General features: G+C 70.1%; 19 protein-coding genes and 2 pseudogenes. 10 read left to right on the top strand and 11 right to left on the bottom strand.

What is annotated here, in order from left to right; genetic code table 11:
* Window positions 1–399 precede the first annotated feature (399 nt).
* Window positions 400–663: a hypothetical protein gene (locus tag DYE07_RS09345; protein WP_074040470.1), complete on the bottom strand. Its 264-nt coding sequence runs from the start codon at window positions 661–663 to the stop codon at window positions 400–402.
* Between the two features lie 386 nt (window positions 664–1,049).
* Between DYE07_RS09345 and DYE07_RS09340 the strand changes: the two genes are divergently transcribed.
* From DYE07_RS09340 to DYE07_RS09325, 4 genes are all read left to right on the top strand, one after another.
* Window positions 1,050–1,463: a DUF3592 domain-containing protein gene (locus DYE07_RS09340; RefSeq protein WP_006945176.1), complete on the top strand. Its 414-nt coding sequence runs from the start codon at window positions 1,050–1,052 to the stop codon at window positions 1,461–1,463.
* Window positions 1,463–2,653, top strand: coding sequence for an MFS transporter (locus tag DYE07_RS09335; RefSeq protein ID WP_115296837.1), 1,191 nt, complete (start codon window positions 1,463–1,465; stop codon window positions 2,651–2,653). The genes DYE07_RS09340 and DYE07_RS09335 overlap by 1 nt, the downstream gene beginning before the upstream one ends.
* Window positions 2,654–2,825: 172 nt before the next feature.
* Window positions 2,826–3,086 (top strand): hypothetical protein, encoded by a 261-nt coding sequence (locus tag DYE07_RS09330; RefSeq protein ID WP_038569802.1) that lies wholly within the window; start codon window positions 2,826–2,828, stop codon window positions 3,084–3,086.
* Between the two features lie 45 nt (window positions 3,087–3,131).
* Window positions 3,132–4,184 (top strand): NAD(P)H-dependent flavin oxidoreductase, encoded by a 1,053-nt coding sequence (locus DYE07_RS09325; protein ID WP_115296836.1) that lies wholly within the window; start codon window positions 3,132–3,134, stop codon window positions 4,182–4,184.
* Window positions 4,185–4,191: 7 nt separating this feature from the next.
* Here the strand turns inward: DYE07_RS09325 and DYE07_RS14985 are convergent.
* Window positions 4,192–4,518, bottom strand: a pseudogene (locus DYE07_RS14985) (maltose acetyltransferase domain-containing protein).
* Between the two features lie 322 nt (window positions 4,519–4,840).
* Between DYE07_RS14985 and DYE07_RS09310 the strand changes: the two are divergent.
* Window positions 4,841–5,074 (top strand): hypothetical protein, encoded by a 234-nt coding sequence (locus DYE07_RS09310; protein WP_115296834.1) that lies wholly within the window; start codon window positions 4,841–4,843, stop codon window positions 5,072–5,074.
* 173 nt (window positions 5,075–5,247) lie between these two features.
* Here the strand turns inward: DYE07_RS09310 and DYE07_RS09305 are convergent, their stop codons facing one another.
* Complete coding sequence (locus DYE07_RS09305) at window positions 5,248–6,438, bottom strand: CopD family protein (RefSeq protein WP_115296833.1); 1,191 nt, start codon at window positions 6,436–6,438, stop codon at window positions 5,248–5,250.
* A gap of 146 nt (window positions 6,439–6,584) precedes the next feature.
* Window positions 6,585–7,451 carry an ArgP/LysG family DNA-binding transcriptional regulator gene (locus DYE07_RS09300; protein WP_115296832.1) on the bottom strand — a complete coding sequence of 289 codons (867 nt, stop codon included), beginning with the start codon at window positions 7,449–7,451 and terminating at the stop codon, window positions 6,585–6,587.
* Window positions 7,452–7,535: 84 nt separating this feature from the next.
* Between DYE07_RS09300 and DYE07_RS09295 the strand changes: the two genes are divergently transcribed.
* From DYE07_RS09295 to DYE07_RS09285, 3 genes are all read left to right on the top strand, one after another.
* Window positions 7,536–8,138, top strand: coding sequence for a LysE/ArgO family amino acid transporter (locus tag DYE07_RS09295; RefSeq protein WP_115296831.1), 603 nt, complete (start codon window positions 7,536–7,538; stop codon window positions 8,136–8,138).
* Window positions 8,139–8,258: 120 nt separating this feature from the next.
* Window positions 8,259–8,873, top strand: a complete 615-nt coding sequence (locus tag DYE07_RS09290; protein ID WP_144694708.1) for an HAD family hydrolase — start codon at window positions 8,259–8,261, stop codon at window positions 8,871–8,873.
* Between the two features lie 141 nt (window positions 8,874–9,014).
* A complete protein-coding gene (locus DYE07_RS09285) occupies window positions 9,015–10,604 on the top strand; it encodes a peptide MFS transporter (protein WP_115296830.1) in 1,590 nt (529 codons plus the stop codon).
* Window positions 10,605–10,732: 128 nt separating this feature from the next.
* Here DYE07_RS09285 and DYE07_RS15400 read toward each other — a convergent pair whose 3' ends face one another.
* The 7 genes and pseudogenes from DYE07_RS15400 to thiM all read right to left on the bottom strand — a co-directional run bounded on the left by DYE07_RS15400 (window position 10,733) and on the right by thiM (window position 15,303).
* Window positions 10,733–10,876: a low temperature requirement protein A gene (locus DYE07_RS15400; RefSeq protein ID WP_115296829.1), complete on the bottom strand. Its 144-nt coding sequence runs from the start codon at window positions 10,874–10,876 to the stop codon at window positions 10,733–10,735.
* 156 nt (window positions 10,877–11,032) lie between these two features.
* A complete protein-coding gene (locus tag DYE07_RS09275) occupies window positions 11,033–11,827 on the bottom strand; it encodes an aldo/keto reductase (protein ID WP_237723822.1) in 795 nt (264 codons plus the stop codon).
* 340 nt (window positions 11,828–12,167) lie between these two features.
* Window positions 12,168–12,341, bottom strand: a pseudogene (locus DYE07_RS09265) (transposase); the annotation flags it as partial.
* Window positions 12,342–12,382: 41 nt separating this feature from the next.
* The gene (gene thiD / locus DYE07_RS09260; RefSeq protein ID WP_115296826.1) at window positions 12,383–13,201 is read right to left on the bottom strand and encodes a bifunctional hydroxymethylpyrimidine kinase/phosphomethylpyrimidine kinase; all 819 of its coding nucleotides are present in this window, start codon (window positions 13,199–13,201) and stop codon (window positions 12,383–12,385) included.
* Window positions 13,198–13,344 (bottom strand): hypothetical protein, encoded by a 147-nt coding sequence (locus DYE07_RS14775; protein WP_172462981.1) that lies wholly within the window; start codon window positions 13,342–13,344, stop codon window positions 13,198–13,200. Before DYE07_RS14775 ends, thiD begins: the two co-directional genes overlap by 4 nt.
* An 82-nt stretch (window positions 13,345–13,426) precedes the next feature.
* Entirely contained in the window at window positions 13,427–14,341 is a 915-nt protein-coding gene (locus tag DYE07_RS14770) for a thiamine phosphate synthase (RefSeq protein WP_131941848.1), read from the bottom strand.
* Window positions 14,341–15,303 carry a hydroxyethylthiazole kinase gene (gene thiM, locus DYE07_RS09250; protein WP_115296825.1) on the bottom strand — a complete coding sequence of 321 codons (963 nt, stop codon included), beginning with the start codon at window positions 15,301–15,303 and terminating at the stop codon, window positions 14,341–14,343. Before thiM ends, DYE07_RS14770 begins: the two co-directional genes overlap by 1 nt.
* Window positions 15,304–15,742: 439 nt before the next feature.
* Between thiM and DYE07_RS09245 the strand changes: the two genes are divergently transcribed.
* Both DYE07_RS09245 and DYE07_RS09240 read left to right on the top strand, forming a co-directional pair.
* Window positions 15,743–16,624: a Dyp-type peroxidase gene (locus DYE07_RS09245; RefSeq protein ID WP_006945140.1), complete on the top strand. Its 882-nt coding sequence runs from the start codon at window positions 15,743–15,745 to the stop codon at window positions 16,622–16,624.
* A 237-nt stretch (window positions 16,625–16,861) separates the two neighbouring features.
* Window positions 16,862–17,488, top strand: coding sequence for a GNAT family N-acetyltransferase (locus DYE07_RS09240; protein WP_115296824.1), 627 nt, complete (start codon window positions 16,862–16,864; stop codon window positions 17,486–17,488).
* Window positions 17,489–17,589: the final 101 nt, after the last annotated feature.

Below are 17,589 nucleotides of genomic sequence, written 5' to 3'. Positions count from 1 at the left end.
GCTCGAGAGACTTGGATCCCCCGACCGCCTGGTGCTCTGGGGTCATCAGGTTGCCGGGGGCTTCACCCATTGTTACCCAGGACTTAACCTCGCAACAGTCTTGGGGGCGAAATTTCTGCGAAATGTGAGCGGTGAGACACCGGCCAAGGCCGTGGGGAGGGGCAGGTGGCCCTGGCCGGTGTCGTGGGCGAGCGGTCGTCCATCCGCTCGCGATTCGCGCCGACGACGAGGAGATGGACGTCGATCGGTCACGAGGTTCCTGCGATCCGGCGTGGTGGCGCCCCGGTGCGCGCCGAACACCACGAACGTCGCGCGGCGTGTGGGGCGCTCATCTCGGCGTCACGATCTGCGTGACTCACCGGTGCAGGAGGTCTGTGGGGTCGGCGGGGTCGGGCCCCGTCAGGAGGCGACGATCTTGCCGTTGCGGATGACGTAGGCGGCGCGGCGGTCGAGTTCGAGACTCGTCGCGGCGTTCGTCGTCGACGTCACGGTGCTCGCGTGCCGGACGCCCGTAGCGACGCCCGCGGCGGAGGCGTCGGCGGCGCTCAGTGTGCCGATGCCCATGACGGCGACGGCGGAGCTGACGGCGATGCCGCGTCCGAGCGACTTGAGGGAGCCGAAGATCGAGGTGGACTGTTGGCTGGTGTGCTTCGTGGTGTTCATGACGTTCACTCAACGCCCGGTGTCTATGGGCTTTCTGTGACGCTCTTGTGGGGTACCTACGGGCGTCGCAGACCGCCCCGCGACTCAGCCATGGCCTACGACGTGCGCACGATTCGACCACGATCGTCAGGCAGGAGATAGGCGTCCTCGCGACTCGGAGGGCGAATCAGGCAGAACGGAGAGCGCAGGCCCATGGCGGCAGAGCAGAGGCGCAGCGTCACCGGGCGCACGCGGGCCAGCCGCCCGGCCTCATGGACCGTCCAACGCTCAGCCCTGCTCCGGGGAAGCAGGGCGATCGGCCCCGCCGCCTCAGCGCTCGACCCCACGAAGGCCTCCCGAGACAGCCGGCAGCCCTCGACCGTCATGAAACACGTAGGCTCGCCCTCGTGAAGAGCGAATTTGCCACCATCGCCGCCGGCGTCGTCATGCTCGTGTTCGGGCTCGCTCTCGTCGCGGCGCTGGGCAAGGGCATCGCAGGGGCGATTCGTCGTCGCAGCTGGCCCGTCGTCGACGGTCATGTGCGTCTCGGCACCGGCAAGGACGGGCGCGAGAACTCGCTCGCACGCATCCGCTACACCGCGCCCGACGGCAGCCGTCAGCTCCTCGAGACCCCGACGGGTGGCATGAGCACGAACGGCCGCGACGGCCAGACGCTGCCGCTGCTCGTCGACCCGCACGACCCGGCGCACGCCGTGCCGAAGGCGTCGGGCGGCACCCTCGCGACGATGGGGTGCTTCGCCGCGATCAGCCTCTTCTTCGCCGTGTTCGGCGCGTTCGCCATCATCACCGTCCTCACCTGATGACGGGCACGCAGGCGCCCCCTGCCACCTCGCCAACGGACGACCAGCTACGCGCGACGCGCCTGTTCCTGCTCGCCGCAGGCCTGTTCGTGTTCCTCACCGCCGAGATGTACCCCGTCGGCGCGATGCCCGACATGACGCGCGACCTCGGCGAGAGCGACGCCGCCGTCGGACGCCTCGTGACCTGGTACGCGGTCGGTGTCGGCGTCGCCGCCATCCCGCTCGTCATGCTGACGCGACGTATGCCGCGCCGCCGCGTCATCGTCGCGTGCCTGCTCGCCCTGTTCGTCTCGATGGCGATGGCGGCGCTCGCGCCGAACCTGCTCGTCGTGACGATCGCGCGCTTCATCGGCGCCGCCGCGCATGGCGCGATCTTCGCGGTCGTGCCCGTGGCCGCGGCGAGTCTCGCGCGCCGGGGCGCCGAGGCGAAATCAGTCGCGAGCGCCTTTCTCGGCGCGAGCGTGGGCGTCGTCGCGGGGCCGCCGTTCGTCGCCGCCATCAGCGACCATCTGGGGTGGCGTGTCGCGAGCGGCATCATCGCGGCCATCGCGCTCGGCGTCGCGATCGCGAGCCAGCTGAAGCTGCCGCCCCTCGAACCGGAGGCGCCCGGCGAGTTCTCGCTGCGCCTGCCGCGCGCCATGGCGGGGCCGTTCTTCACGCTGTGCGCCGTCGTCGCGGTCGTCGTGACGGCGCACAACGCGGCGTGGGCGTTCATCGCGCCGATCCTGGCGGCGAAGGGTATCTCGGGCACCGCGTTCGCCGTCGAACTGTTCGTCTACGGCGTTGCCGGCGCGCTGACGACGGCGCACGCGAGCCGACACCTCGACGCGCATCCGACGCGCGTCACGCTGCTCGCCCTCGGCTGCATGGTCGTCGCGCTGCTCGCGCTGACGTTCTCGCCTGCCGCCGCGGTCGCCGCCATCGCCGCAGCTGCGTGGGGTGGTGCGTTCGGTGTGCTGCCGGTCGCGTTCCAGACGCGTGCGCTGTCGATGACGCCGGGTTTCACGGACGCGTCGACGCCGATCTACGTCGTCGCGTTCCAGGTCGGCATCAGCCTCGGCGCGCTCGTCGGCAGCGCGCTCATCACGCACGTCGACGCCACGACGCTGCCGCTGTTCGCCGCCATCGTGACGGCGCTCGCCGCATCAGCCCTCGCGCAACAACATCGCCCGGAATCGAGTCGTCCCTGACGCGTTTTCGGGCAAAGAGCTCTGCCGTGCACGGCCGCGCAGGAGGTCAGGACCAATGGCCCCCTCGGGCGCCCACCGTTCGGAGGCCGAACCCCCTAGGCTTGAGGGTGGCAAGTTTCGCGCGACCGCGCGAAACGACGGGGCGCGCTGCGCCCACACTTCGGGAGATGCGATGCGAGACAACACCGGCCTCGGCCTCGGCTACCGATTCGCCTGGCGCCTCGAGTACATCGGCGTCTCGTGCTTCGGCCCGGCCCAGCACATGCCTGCGACCGACCCGAAGCGACGCCTGCGCCGCGAGCGCGCCGCCCGCGTCATCGCCGCGCACGAGGCGCGCGGCACCGAGGCGCCCGAGTGGGTGCGCCAGATCGTCGAGACCGGCGGGGACGCCCCCGTCAAGCAGCGTCGCGCCGGCAACGCACCGGCGGCCTGAGCTCACCCCGACGAGGTTGTCGGTGCCGGATGCAAGACTGACGGCATGTTCTCCTTCGAGAGTCTCGAGCTCCCTGTGATCGCCGCGCCGATGGCGGGCGGCCCTTCGACGAGTCGGCTCGTCATCGACTCATCGCGCGCCGGCGGGTGGGGCATGCTCGCCGGCGGCAACAAGAACGTCGACGCGTTGGCCGACGAGGTCCGTGACATTCAGGACGCGGGCGTCGCTGCCGGCGTCAACCTCTTCATCGCGGGGCCGCAGAGCACGGATGCCGCGGCCCTCGCGTCGCTGCGCGCGAAGATGCAGCCCGTGGCTGAGCGTTTCGACGTCGAGCTCGGTGAGCCGACGTGGGACGACGACGACTATGCCGCGAAGGTCGCGTGGCTCGTCGCGCATCCTGTCGACGTCGTGACGTTCACGTTCGGGCTGCCGTCCGACGCCGACGTCACCGCGTTGCATGCGGCGGGTTCCTCGCTGGGGGCCACCGTCACGTGCCTCGACGATGCGCGCACCGCCGTCGCACTGGGGATGGATTTCCTCGTCGTCCAGGGCCCTGACGCTGGCGGTCATCGCAGCACGTTCGACCTGCACGCCGACCCCGACGAGGCACCCCTGCCCGATCTGCTCGAACAGATCCGCGCGGCCGTCGACGTGCCGCTGCTCGCGGCCGGCGGCATCGCGACGCCCGACGACACCGTCGCGGCGCTCGGCATGGGCGCCGTCGCGGTGCAGGCGGGTACGGCGTTCCTGCGCTCATCGTCGGCAGGTTCGTCGGCGACGCATCGTGCGGCGCTCGCCTCGGACGACTTCACCGATACGGGTCTGACGCGCGCCTTCTCGGGGCGGTTCGCGCGCGGTCTCGTCAACGAGTTCATGTCGATGTTCGACGGCGTCGAGAACGTCGCGCCGTCGGCCTACCCGGAGGTCAACCGGATGCTCGCACCGCTGCGTCGCGCCGCCGCCGAGGCGGGCGACCCGCAGTGGACGCACCTGTGGGCCGGGGCCGGGTGGCGTCGCACGGCATCCGCGATGCCGGGGCGCATGATCGACGGTGACGCGGGCCGCATCACACGCTGGCTCGCGGGCCGCGAGGGCTGACGCGCCGTCAGATCTCGCGGACGACGCGCGCGGGGTTGCCGGCGGCGACGACGGTGTTCGCGCCGATCGTCACCTCGGCGACGTCGAGGCACACGAAGCCGAAGTTCGCGAACGTGCGCGCCCCGATCGTCGTGCGGTAGCCGTAGTCGACCTGCAGCGGCGGTCGGATCTCGCTGTCGTCCCCGAAGGCTCCGAACAGTTCGCGCAGCAGGGCGCGTCGCTCGTCGTGCGCCGTCAGGTCCATCGTGTTGATGCGATGCGTGAGGGGCTACGCGCGATCCGATTCGGCGGCGAGCTGCGGATCGTCGGCGAGGTACAGGTCGCCGGCCAGCATGCGTTCGCGCATGGAGCGCTCGTCGGGGTGCGAGTTCGTCATGGCCTCGACGCTAGCGGACGGCGGCGCGGAGTAGACCTCGGCTCGGTTGGGGCTCGCGTTCCTCTCGGTAGATCTTCAGGACGGCCGGGGTCGCGGGCCAGGCATTGATCAGGTGCAGATCACCACCGTCATCCCGATAGGCGATGACGGTCAAGACCCGGCCCGCCAACGGGGAGTACCCGATGAACCGGGTACAACTACTCACCCCGCGGGCCCGTCTGAGTGCTGTACTGACGACGGCCGCAGCCGGCGGCCCTCGATGACAGGGGTGACAGGCATCATGGCGTTCTTCCGCGCAGGGTTCCTCCGCACAATCGGCGTCAGCGTCGTTCTCACCGCGGGGCTCACAGCCGTTTCGGCGTGCAATCCGATCGACGAGAAGGTTTGCTCGAGCGGCTCCTACCCCGTCAAGGACAAGGGAGACGGGCCCGGGCAGACGTGCGTCAAAAGCGGCGATCCGATCCCGTCCGGATACACGACCTACGCACCCGGGCAGACGCCGACAACGCCGTGAACTGCGCGGCTCGGCGATCCGTGCCGTGCTGAGACAGCATCCGGGCCGCCCGTGATCGCCACACTCCGTCATCGCGCCTGCGAGCCCCCGTCGCTTGCAGACATGGAACGACCGCACCCGATCAGAGAAGGTGGCAACCTGTGGGTGCGGTCGTTCGGCGTGTGCGGTACGGATCAGCTCGTGGCGGCCACCCCCTCCCCCGTCAGGTCGCGGCGGCCGAGGCCGTCCGACGCCTTCGCCGTGGCGTAGAACGACGCTGCGAGGGTGGCGACGAGCAGCAGGCCGGCGCTGAAGAGACGACCGTCGATGACGGGGCCCTCGACCTCGTGGCCGGCAGCCTGCGCCCGCGCCGAACCGTTGAGGAACGGCACGATCGCGAGGACGCCGATGCCGAGGACGACCTCCGTCAGCACGACGCGCGGAAACGTCACGAGGACGTACGCGAACACGTTGCTGCCGCGCCCCGCCCGCTGCGCGCGGGCGATCTTCGGCATGAGGACGAGCTGGTTGTACGCCCCGGCGGCGACAAGACCGACGACGAGGACGATCTTCGCGAGCAGGAAGCGCCCGAACGGCGTCGTCACGAACTGCTCCCACGGCCCGACCTCGCGGTACGTCAGCCACACCCCGGAGACGAGCACCATGCCTACGGCAACGAGCGCGAGCACGCCGAACCGCGCCCAGATTCGTGCCCACACGTCACCGGCGCTGACGTCGAGATGGCGTCGCGTGCGAGCCAGCAGCGCGAGCGCGATGAGCCCGCCGACCCAGAGCGAGCCCCCGATGATGTGCGCCTGGATGAGCATCTTGGCGACGACGTCGCCGAACTCGACGGCCTTCGTCGGGATCGACGGCACCAGCGAGGCGGCGACCGTCAGCCCTGCGGCGGCGACGGCGGCGGCGTGCGACCAGCGCGGCATCCGGCCGAACAGCATCGGCAGCAGGACGAGCGCCGCAAGCACGATGCAGACGTTGGCGACGGTCACGAGCGCACCGGTCGAGATCCACTCGCCGGCCTTGGCGGGCTTCGTCAGGTAATCGGCGACGGCCGACGGGCGCAGCGCGTCGGCGTACGCCATCCCCTTGCCGGCCCGCGCGACGCGGGCCGCGAGCTGGAACCAGGCGACGACGAGCAGGACGATCGTGCCGACGGCTGCCAGACGCAGCGCACGACGCGTCAGGAGCGCCGCGTCATCGGGGTTCACCGTCGTGTCGCGTCGGACGGCGGGCCGGACGACACTCAGGTACGTCCAGACGCCGCCGATGGCGCAGGCCAGGCCCATGAAATAGGCGAACTTCGTGAGGATCCGCCACACCGGCGGGATGACATCGGGGAGGGCCGCAGCCGTGACAACCATGCTCATAGTGAGGTGACCCTAACCTTACTTAGAATGATGGTGTTGATTTGGCCCACATGAAGTGACGAAAATCCGTCCGGCGGTCCGTCATCACTCCTGCCGCGACATCCCCGAAGCGCACCAGGACGCACGAATGGGGCGCCCGCCGGCGATCACCGCAACCGATGCGCCGCGGACGTCACCTCATCCGTCAGCCGCGCGAGCGCGCGAGTCTCGAGGCGCCAGCACTGCCAGAACAGGGGCACGTCGAGGTCGCCGACGCCCGGCATGCGCCTGAGGTGATCGTCCTCGTCCGCGAGCCCCTCCGGCACCATGCCCCATCCGAGGCCAGCCCGCACCGCCGCGGCGAAACCCTCGGCGGACGGGACGACGTGCTCGACGCGCGGCTCGAGGCCGACATCGGCGAGGATGCGACGCTGCAGGTCGTCGCGGTCGTTGAAACGCAGCGTCGGCAGCTCGGCGAGGCGCCCCGAACAGCGCTCCCACAGGTCGCGACGCACGAGCGGTACGTAGCGCATGACGCCCAGTTCACTGACCGAACATCCTTGCACTGCAGCAGAACTCGCCGTCACCGCAGCCAGGACGGCACCCTCGCGCAGCAGCCGCGCCGAGTGATCCTGATCCTCGACGAAGACCCGCAGCCGCGCGTCACCCCACTCGGCCACCGTGGTGAGCACCTCGACGAACCATGTCGCGAGCGAGTCGGCGTTGACGGCGACCGGCAGGTCGACGACGGCACCCGGCAGCGTCCGACCCGGCGCCGCCGAACCGAGCGCGCGCTGCAACTCGGCGTCGACGAGAGCCCGCTGCCGCGCTCCGCGCAGCAGGACCTCCCCGACGGCGGTGACGTGCACGGGCGAGGTGCGCACGAGGACGACCTGCCCGACTGCCTGTTCGAGCGCCTTGATGCGCTGCGAGATCGCCGACGGCGACACCCGCAGCGCGGCCGACGCCCCGTCGAACGTCCCCTCGTCGACGCAGGCCAGGAGCGCCTCGAGCCACTCGCCACGCAGTTTCATGGGGCCACCCTAGTGAAGCAGAACTGAAGTACCCACAGTTTCATGAACTGTCCTTCATCCACGCACACCCCTAACGTCACTGCCATGACGCACCTGCTCACCGGCTTCCTCACCGGCCTCGGCCTCATCGTCGCCATCGGATCGCAGAACGCCTTCGTCCTGCGTCAGGGGTTGCTGCGTCACCACGTCGGGCTCGTCGTCGTCATCTGCGCGCTCGGCGACATCGTCCTCGAACTCGCCGGTGTGCTCGGCATGGGTGCCGTCGTCTCCGCGCATCCGGACGCGCTGCGCGTGATCAAGTGGCTGGGTGCGGCCTATCTCGTCTGGTTCGGGCTCAACTCGTTCAAGAACGCGCGCCACGCGGGCAGCCTCAGCCCAGCCGACGCGCCCCCGATGAGCCGGCGTGCGGCCGCCGCCACCGTCGCGGGCCTGACGTTCCTCAACCCGCATGTCTATCTCGACACGGTCGTCATGCTCGGTACCGTCGCGAACTCCCATGGCGCGCAAGGGCGTTGGTGGTTCTACGTCGGGTCGATCAGCGCGAGCGTGCTGTGGTTCGTCGCGCTCGGGCTCGGCGCGCGTCTGCTGACGCCCCTCGTCCGCAACGCCCGCACCTGGCAGGTCATCGACACGGTCGTCGGCGTCATGATGTTCGTCTTCGCCGCACTGCTCGTGACGTCGTCCTGACCGCCCTACCGCGCCGCACGAGCGTCCGAAGGCGCCGTACTATAGCCCGGCGCGTAGAGATCGCGGCAAGATGCGAGCACCGGACTAGGTAGAAACCCGTTCATCTGTCACGCTGGTGCCGTGACTTTCTCTGTGTGGTTCGATGGCGACGAAACCCTGTGGGACAGGCGGGGCCACATGCTCACCGGCCTCCTCGACGAACCCTCCCACGTCGACGACGCCACGCGCGCGCCCGAGCTGTTCCCCGACGTCCTGCCCGCCATGGTCGACCTGGCGGAGCGCGGCAGCGTCAACCTCATCGACTACGCACCCATGCCCGCCGGCCATGAGCACGTCCTGCCCCCGTTCGCCACCCACGTCGACGCGCCCGGAGCACCGTCGGACCTGCCGCCCGAGCTGCACGACACCGAAGCCGACCTCAACTGGCTCGCCACGTTCGAGCGCATCGACGCCGTCATCGCCGAGAGCGGCTCCACCCCCGACGACGTCGTGCTCATCAGCAACACCGTCGGACCCTTCGCGAAGGCGGCCGAGCGCGGCTGGCTGACGGTGTGGCTCAACCGCGACCGCGTCGCCAACCTCTCGGAGACGATGCCCAGCGCCGAGATCCACTCGCTGCTCGACCTGCCCGAGGCCCTCGACGCCATCGATGAGGCCCGCGCCATCATCGCGGGGCTCATGCCGAGCAGCGAGGCGACCCTCGCGACGGCGCTCGACGGGGTCACCCCCGCCTGAGGCGACGGGGCACAAGGACACCACGCGTCAGGGTGTTTCGCTCACAAAAACACCCGTTGACTACAGTTGATGGCCGCACCGATCGGTGCGGCCATTGCCGTCCCCGCGCACTGGTGACCGCCTACCGAAGGACGACCCACCATGGTCGACTCCCCCGCCAGCCACGGCGCGTCATCCGCGACGCCTGAGCCCGGCGCTGCGAACTCGCCCGACGTCGACGCACCGCGCGTCGCCCTCTCCGGTGGCCGCACCCGGCCGTCGCTCGACGACCGCGGTTTCCTCGGCCACCCCTCCGGCCTGGGCACGCTGTTCAACGCCGAACTGTGGGAACGCTTCAGCTACTACGGCATGCGCGCCATCCTCGCGTACTACCTCTACACGGCCGTCAGCGACGGCGGGCTCGGCATCGACCAGCCGACAGCCCTGTCGATCGTCGCGACGTACGGTGCGTCGGTCTACCTGCTCAGCGTCGTCGGCGCGTGGCTCGCCGACCGCGTCATCGGCGCCTTCCGCGCGACGCTGTACGGCGCCGTCATCATCATGCTCGGCCACGTCTTCCTCGCGCTGCCGATCGCGGCGATGTCGTGGGTCGGCATCGCCACCGTCGCGCTCGGAACGGGTCTGCAGAAGGCGTCCATCTCGGCGGTCGTCGGGCAGCTGTACGACCGCGGGGACGGCCGTCGCGACGCCGGTTTCTCGATCTTCTACATGTCGGTGAACATCGGCTCGTTCTGCGCGCCGTTCGTCGTGACGTTCCTCAAGGACAGGTGGGGTTTCCACGCCGGATTCTCCGCCGCGGCTGTCGGCATGGCCTTCGGGCTGATCGGCCTGTTCGTGTTCCGCAAGCACCTGCACGGCGCAGGAACGAACCCGACGAGCCCGCTCACCGCGGCCGAACGCGGCACCGCCATGCGACGCGTGGGGCTCGGCGTCGTCGGCGTCGCGGCCGTCGCCGCGATCTGCTTCGCCCTGTCGGGCACGACCGCGGACGGCGTCATCAACACCGTCACGGTGATGTCCGTCATCGCCGCCGTCGGCATGTTCGCGATGATGTTCAAGAGCCCCAAGGTGAGCGCCGCCGAACGCCGCCACCTGCAGGCGTACGTGCCGTTGTGGATCGGCGCCGCGCTGTTCTGGATGATCTTCGAGCAGGCCGCGAGCAAGATGGCCGCGTTCGCCGCCGAGCGCACCGACCTCGGCTCGATCTTCGGCATCAAGGTGAACGCCGAGTTCTTCCAGAGCGTCAACCCGCTGTTCGTCGTGGCCCTCGCGCCCGTCTTCGCCGCGATGTGGCTGCGCCGCGCCGGCAAGTTCCCGAGCACCGGCGCGAAGTTCGCGTTCGGCGTGCTCATGGCCGGCCTGTCGTTCGTGCTGCTCGCGTTCTACTCGCACCTGTGGCCGCACGGCCCGACGGCGCCGATGTGGGCGCTCGCGAGCGTCTTCGTCGTCCAGACGATCGGCGAACTGTGCCTGTCGCCCGTCGGCATCTCCGCGACGACGAAGCTCGCACCCGCCGCGTTCACGACCCAGGCGATGGCGCTGTGGTACCTGACGTCCGCCGTCGGCCAGTCGGCCGCCGCGCAGGCCATCCGTCTCATGGAGGGCCTCAGCGACACGACGTTCTTCCTGACGCTCGGCCTCATCACCGCAGGCTTCTCGCTCGTCCTCATGGCCCTCGTGCCGTGGATCGGGCGCCACATGCGCGACGTCGAAGCCGTCAAGACGGCGTGAACAATGCGTCGTGACGACGCGCTGAGCTGACGCCTCATTGAGGTGACGCCGCGAGACGCGCAGGAGGGGCAGGTGGATGTCCACCTGCCCCTCCTGCGCGTTACATCCACATCTGCGAATCTGGCTCTTCAGAGTTGAGTGTGGGCGCGCCGGTTGGGTCGGGTAGCTGGGGAAAGGTGGGAACGCCACGAAACGTCGTCCCGCCCCAGCCGGGTCAGCTGCGCCATGGCGTACACGAACACCAGGTCGAAGAACAGCTCTAGGTTGCCCACCTACCCGCTGCCGCTATCCCGCGCGTCGGCCTGGCTGCCCGGCTCAGAGTTCTCTGACATCCGCGAAATCATCCCCTCTCAAGCCCGGCAACTCCCACCCTCACCTACGGTGCTGCCGCGCTGCCCGGACTGACCGGGCTGCGCGCCTGGGCAAGATCACAGCATTTCTAGTGGTCGCGGTCCGCTCGGCGGCGGAAACGCTCGATCCAGAGCATCCAGGTCTTCGCGGGTCAGCTCCACGTCCAGTGCTGTGGCGTTGTCGCGCACATGCTGCGGGCTGCTCGCCTTGGGGATCGTGCAGAGCGAGTCGCGGCGCAGCACCCAGGCGATGGCCGCCGCCGCGGGGCTGACGCCGTGACGGGCCGCGACGTCGTTCAGCGTCGTGTCCTGAAGGATGCGGCCCTGCTCGATCGGCGAATACGCCATGACCGGCAGCTGGTGGTCGGTGCACCACGGCAGCAGGTCGTACTCCGGTCCTCGCCGCGACAGGTTGTACAGCACCTGATCCGTGGCCAGCCCGCTGCTGCCCGGCACGTCCCGCAGGTCGGCGAGGGCCCGGTGGTCGAAGTTGCTGACGCCCCAGTATCGGATTTTCCCGTCCTCGACCAGCTGTTGGAAGGCCGCGACCGTGTCCGGCAGCGGGTACCCGCCCTGCCAGTGCAGCAGGTAGAGGTCGATCCGATCGGTGCCCAGGCGTTTCAAGCTGCGTTCGCAGGCCGCGATCGTGCCGGAACGGGAGGCGTGGGACGGCATGACCTTGCTGACCAAGAACGCCTCGTCGCGGCGACCCGCCAATGCTTCACCAAGCACCTCCTCCGCGCCGCCGTCGGCGTACATCTCGGCGGTGTCGACCAGCGTCATGCCCAGCTCGAGGCCGGCGTGCAGCGCGGCGACCTCGTCGCTGCGGCGGCCGGGGTCCTCACCCCAGCCCCAGGTGCCCTGGCCCAGCACAGGGATGAACTCTCCGCTCGGCAGCGTTATTCGCCGCATCCGCGATCACTTCCCTTCTGGTTGTGCTGAGGTGGGACGTGGGCTGAGATCCTCGAAGGGCCAGCGCGTCCCCGGCCAGTGCTTGCGGTACCGAGGTGCCGGGTGTCGAGCCGGTCATTAGCCCCGCCTGCGCCATGTGGCGTACCGGGCTGCTCACGAGCGGTTTCCGGCGCCGGTGGGCTGGTCGGCCTGACTGAACAGTACCGGAATGGCGGAACAGAAGGCCCGGAAGTCATCGGGTGAGCGGCTGGTGACCAGGTTCCCGTCTCGGGCCACCCCCATGGTCCACCACGTTCGCCCGGTCGAGGCCGCGGTGGCGGTAGTCGTTGCGTTGCACCACTCGTCCGGTGCTGGGCTGGCGGTATTCGGCGCCGACCACCGCGTCAGCGTCCGCGAAGAGGAGGGCGTTGAGCATGGTCTGCAACAGGCTGCGCATCATGTCCGGCGAGGCCTCGGTGAGCAGCTCGCGAAGAATCGCAGATGGGTACGGTGCTCTGACAGCTGCCGACCGTCACGTCACCACCAGGCGTGGAAGTGGTGGACGGGGCCGTGGCCGTCGCCGCGCCCGACGTCGAGGTCGCCACTCGCGGCGAGCGCCTCCGTCACGTAATCCTTGGCCTCCCGCGTCGCCTGCGCCCACGAATCGCGTTGCGGCCGGAGTGCCGTCATCGCCGCCGACAGGGTGCATCCGGTGCCGTGCGTGTTGCGCGTGTCGATGCGCGGCGCGCTCAACCGGGCGGGCTCGTCGCTCTCGGCGGGGACGAGGAGGACGTCGTCGCTCTTCGCGCCGCCGCCATGGCCGCCCTTGAGCAGCACACCAGACCCGAGGGTGACGAGGGCGCGCGCGACGTCATCGCTCGCCTCGCGTGGCGTGTCGTCGAGATCGAGCAGGACGGCGGCCTCCGCGAGGTTCGGCGTGATGACGTCGACCTCCGGCACGAGACGCTCGCGCAGAGCGGTCACGGCGTCCTCGTCGATGAGCCGGTCACCGCTCGAGGCGACCATGACAGGGTCGAGAACGCGCGGCACCCCGCGCAGCGCCGGGTGGTCGGCGAGCACGTCAGCGACGGTCTCGATGACGGCCGCCGAACCCAGCATGCCGATCTTCAGCGCGTCGATGCGGACGTCGTCCACCAGGTTCTCGAGCTGCGTGCGTACCTGCTGCGGCGTCATCTGCGTCACCGCCGCGACGCCCCGCGTGTTCTGCGCGACGACGGCCGTCACAACAGCGCACCCATGCGTGCGCAGGGCGCCGAAAGCCTTGAGATCAGCCATGATTCCCGCACCGCCGCTGGGGTCGGTGCCGGCGATCGTCAGGACGTTGGGGATGCTCATGTCAGATCATTCCTCCTCTCGTCAGGTTGCGGCACGAAGCCGTCGTCGACCCGCGCCACCTCGAGGTGCAGATCCTCGCCGACGGTGAGGGCAGCCCCGGCCCGGAGATCGTCGACGTAGACCCGGGCCGTGGGGGTGCTCATGTCAGAGCCTCTCGGCTCGCGTCAGCGGAACGTGGTCGTGCCCACCGGCCGCAGCAGCCCTGGGGCACCCCTCGCCGGGGTGTCATGCCGGGCCCGCGTGGTCGGGCCGCTCGAGCTCGAGTGCGCCTCGGCCGCCGTCGACCGGGCGGACTTCGGCGAGAGCCTCGTCGAGTTCGCTCCGCAGCGCCTGGGTAGCGGCGAGCGGATCGGGCTGCCCGCAGATCGCCGACACGACGGCGACGCCCTGCGCGCCGGCGGCCACGAGCGCGCGCAGGTCCGGCAGCTTCACCCCGCCGATGACGACGTTGGCGAACCCGCCGGCCCGTGCCGCGTCCGTGATGGCGCCGACGCCGTCAAGCCCGAGCGGTTGCGCTGCGTCCGGCTTCGTCGGCGTCGCACGGAACGGCCCGATGCCCAGCAGGTCGACGGTGCCGCGCGGCAACCTCGTTGCAGCAGCGACCTGTTCGAGGTTCGACACCGACCAGCCGAGGTGGAAGCCCTCACCGACGACACGGTCGGCGAGGCGCCGCGCCACGACAGGATCGAGGTCACTCTGGCCGAGGTGCACGCCATCAGCCCCGACGGCGAGCGCCACGTCGAGACGGTCGTCGACGACGACGCGGACGCGCCGTGCCGTCGTCGAGGACGAGATCGGGGTCGCCGCCGCAGCCATCTGCTGGCCGGCACCCGTGGGCAAGTCTCGCTCGACGCGGGGGGCGGGGCACTCTTCGTCATATAGGCCAGCCGATCGGCCACCAGCGGCCCGCGGCGTCGGCGTCTGCGCGACGGCGGGATGCGCACCCAAGGCCGCAACGGCGTCGATGACCCGCGTTGTGAGAGAGCACAATTCGCGGGTCGAAGCGTCGTGGTCGCGGATCTGGATCATGTCGACACCACCGCGCGCAGCAGCCTCGGCCGTCTCGACGACACCGTCGGGCCCGCCACACAGCGCCGTATCGGTGACGAGGTACAGCTCGACGCCGCGCCCGTCCGACATCACGACGCCACTCGCAGATCGAGCGTCGTTGCGACGCTATCGCCCTCGAGGCGCGCCAGGGCGTCGAGGAGTTCGACCGCGAACGAACCCGGGCCGCTCGCCCAGTGCGCGGCGTCCTCGGCGGCGAGCGTCATCGTCGCGGTCGCGGCGGCGGCAGCGAGCTGCGCCGAACCGGCGACCGGTAGGTAGGCCGCGACGAGCGCTCCGAGCGCGCACCCGACGCCCGTCACCTTCGTCATGATGGCGTCGCCGTTGCCGATGCGCACCGTCGGCACGCCCGGCGCGACGACGGCATCGACGACACCGCTGACGGCGACCGCCCCGCCCGTGCGCTCCGCGAGTCGCGACGCTGCCGCGAGCGTCGCGTCGACGTCGTCACCGGCGTCGACCCCGCGTCCCGCACCCTGTTCGCCGGCCAACCCGAGCACCTCGGAGGCATTGCCGCGGGTGACGGCCGGGGCGTGTTCGAGCAGGTCGCGAGCGAGCTGAGTGCGCACCGGCAGGGTGCCGACCGCGACCGGGTCGAGGCACCACGGGCGCCCGGCCTCGGCGCGCGCGGCAGCCGTCGCGCGCATCGCCTCGGCTGTCGCCGCCGTCACGGTGCCGACGTTGACGAGCAACCCGTCCGCGATACCGGCGAAGATCGGGCCCTCCTCGAGCGAGTCGACCATGGCCGGCGACGCTCCGACAGCGAGCAGCACGTTCGCCGTGAAACCGGTGACGACGGCGTTCGTCATGCACTGCGTGAGCGGTGCGGCGTCACGAACGGCGTCGATGACGCGCCCGATCGCTTCGGGGGTGATGGCGAGCGCCTGAGCTGACGCGTCCGTGCCCGCCTCGTGCGCCGCGTCGGGGGACTGTGCGTCGGGGCGGCTCCTGTCGCCGCCTCTCTGGCTGGCGCTGCGTGTCGCGTCGCTCGACGCGCCTGGGGTGTGGTCGGGCTCGTTCGTGGGCGCAGTCATCGTGCGTCTCCTTCCTCCGCCGGCATGATCCGGATCAGGTGTAGGCACCCTCGTGAAGAGGATGCTGGCGGTCGGCTTGCGCCTCTCAGCCGTGATGGCTCCCGCGGGACGACCCCAGCTTCGCAGATGACGTACCCCGCGTGGGCGTCGTGCCCCACGGACGCAGGTGCGGAACGTCGATGGCGTGTGGACGTGTTCGCCCGGCCAGCCCCACCGCCGTACCCATACCTCCCCCTCGCGCGTCACGACGCCGAGCGAGAAACCCACCGCGCCCATCACAGTCCGTCGCGCAGCACGCGTCAGCACCGACGAGTCCGACGCGTCGTCACCCCAGGAAGTTCGCGTGGGGCCTGGCGGCAACGGTCACCTGCGCCGCCCCCAACGGGTGGGTCACGTAGCCTGGTGGCAGATCAGCCACCCCGCGCGCGAGGAGTCAGACATGCCCCAGGCCCAGATCGGCATCTTCGTCGATGGTGCGACGTCGAGCGAGTACGTCGAGTTCGAGGTCGAGCCCGGCTCGCTGACGAAGCTGTCGCAGCTGCTGCCGCTGTTCGAGGCCGAGCAGGACGACGTGGGCGTCAACTTCGTCGTCGGCGTGCGGCCGTCGCTGATGCAGCAGATCGCCGCCGATCACGCCCCCGAGAACGTTCATGACTTCGACACCGACGTCGTCGGAACCGACGGGTACGTCATCCCCGGTACGCAGCGCGACCTCGTCTTCTGGGTGTTCGGCGGCGCGCGCGACAAGGTGTTCGACGCGACGCGTCACCTCATCTCGTTGACGCGCCAGGTCGTGCCCGGCACACGCGTCGTCGACGAGACGGAGGGCTGGGTCTACCAGACGAACCGCGACCTCACGGGTTTCATCGACGGCACCGAGAACCCGACGACGATCGAGCAGTACGACGAGGCCATCGTCGCCGACGGCAAGCCGGGCGCCGGCTCGAGCGTGCTGCTGCTGCAGAAGTGGCCGCACAAGCAGGCGAAGTGGGAGGCCCTCTCCACCGAGGAGCAGGAGAAGGTCATCGGCCGCTCCAAGGTCGACTCGATCGAGATGGACCCCAAGCCCGAGACGTCGCACGCCGAACGCACCGACCAGGACGACTTCGGCCACATCGTGCGCCGCAACATGCCGTTCGGTGACGTCGGCGAGCACGGCACGATGTTCGTCGGCTTCGCGTGCGAGCAGAAGCGCCTGCACGACATGCTCGAATCGATGGCCGGCGTCGGTGACCACCCGCGCGACGAACTGACGAAGTACTCGAACGCCGAGACCGGCTCGTACTACGTCATCCCGCCGGTCGACGCGTTCAAGGGCTGACGGCGAGCCCTCATCGTCGCGCCCGAGAGCGGGCGGCTGATCGAAGACGGGCGCAAGATGGCGACTAACTCACGAGTAGGCACACAACTACGCGCCTACTCGTGAGTTACCCTCCACGCTGCAACCTGCAGCAGGCCCTGATCTGCGAACCCGACGCGCGGGGTATCCCGGCACCCCTGGCAGACCCCACCCGAAATCCGCGCGACACGGTACGTCGAACGCACCTACGCTCGGACGATGACGAACCCCGCCGACCTCGAACCGATCCCGGTGCCGCGCCTCGAGCGTGACGGTGTGGTGCTGCGCGCCCACACGATCGACGACGCCGACGAGGTGACGCGACGTGGCGCCGACCCGCTCGTCCAGCGGTGGACGACGACGCCCGCGAACTACACGCGCGACATGGCGCTCGAGTTCGTCACGCGCATGACGGGGCCGAGCCGCGACGCGATCTGGTGGGCCATCGAGGTCGACGGCCGCATGGCGGGTTCGATCGACCTGACGACGTGGGGGCGCGGTTTCTCCTACGGCGCGGCGAGCGTCGGTTTCGCGCTCAGCCCCTGGGCGCGCGGGCGGGGCGTGATGACGCGCGCCGTGGCGGCGGCTGTCGAGTATGGCTTTGACTCGCTGGGCCTCGACACCATCATCTGGGAGGCGTACGCGGGCAACGTCGGCAGCTGGAGAGCCGCCTGGGGCAACGGCTTCCACGAGTTCACCTACGTCTCCAGCCTGCTCGTGGGCAAGGACCGCCTCGAGGACGCCTGGCACGCCGTCCTTCGGGCCGACGAACCGCGTGAGCCGCAGGGCGACTGGCACCTGGCGATCGAGAACTCCACCACGCCTCGACGCCGGCGAGGCCTCTGAACGGCCAGCCGCGCCCCCGCCAGGCGCGGCCTGCTCCCGAGGTGACACACCTGCGATTTTCGTCCACATTCGGCATTCGCCACTGCCCGACGACGATCGCA

Source organism: Dermacoccus nishinomiyaensis (assembly GCF_900447535.1).
Taxonomy (GTDB): Bacteria; Actinomycetota; Actinomycetes; order Actinomycetales; family Dermatophilaceae; genus Dermacoccus; species Dermacoccus nishinomiyaensis.
This window is presented reverse-complemented; position numbering and strand designations above follow the sequence as displayed.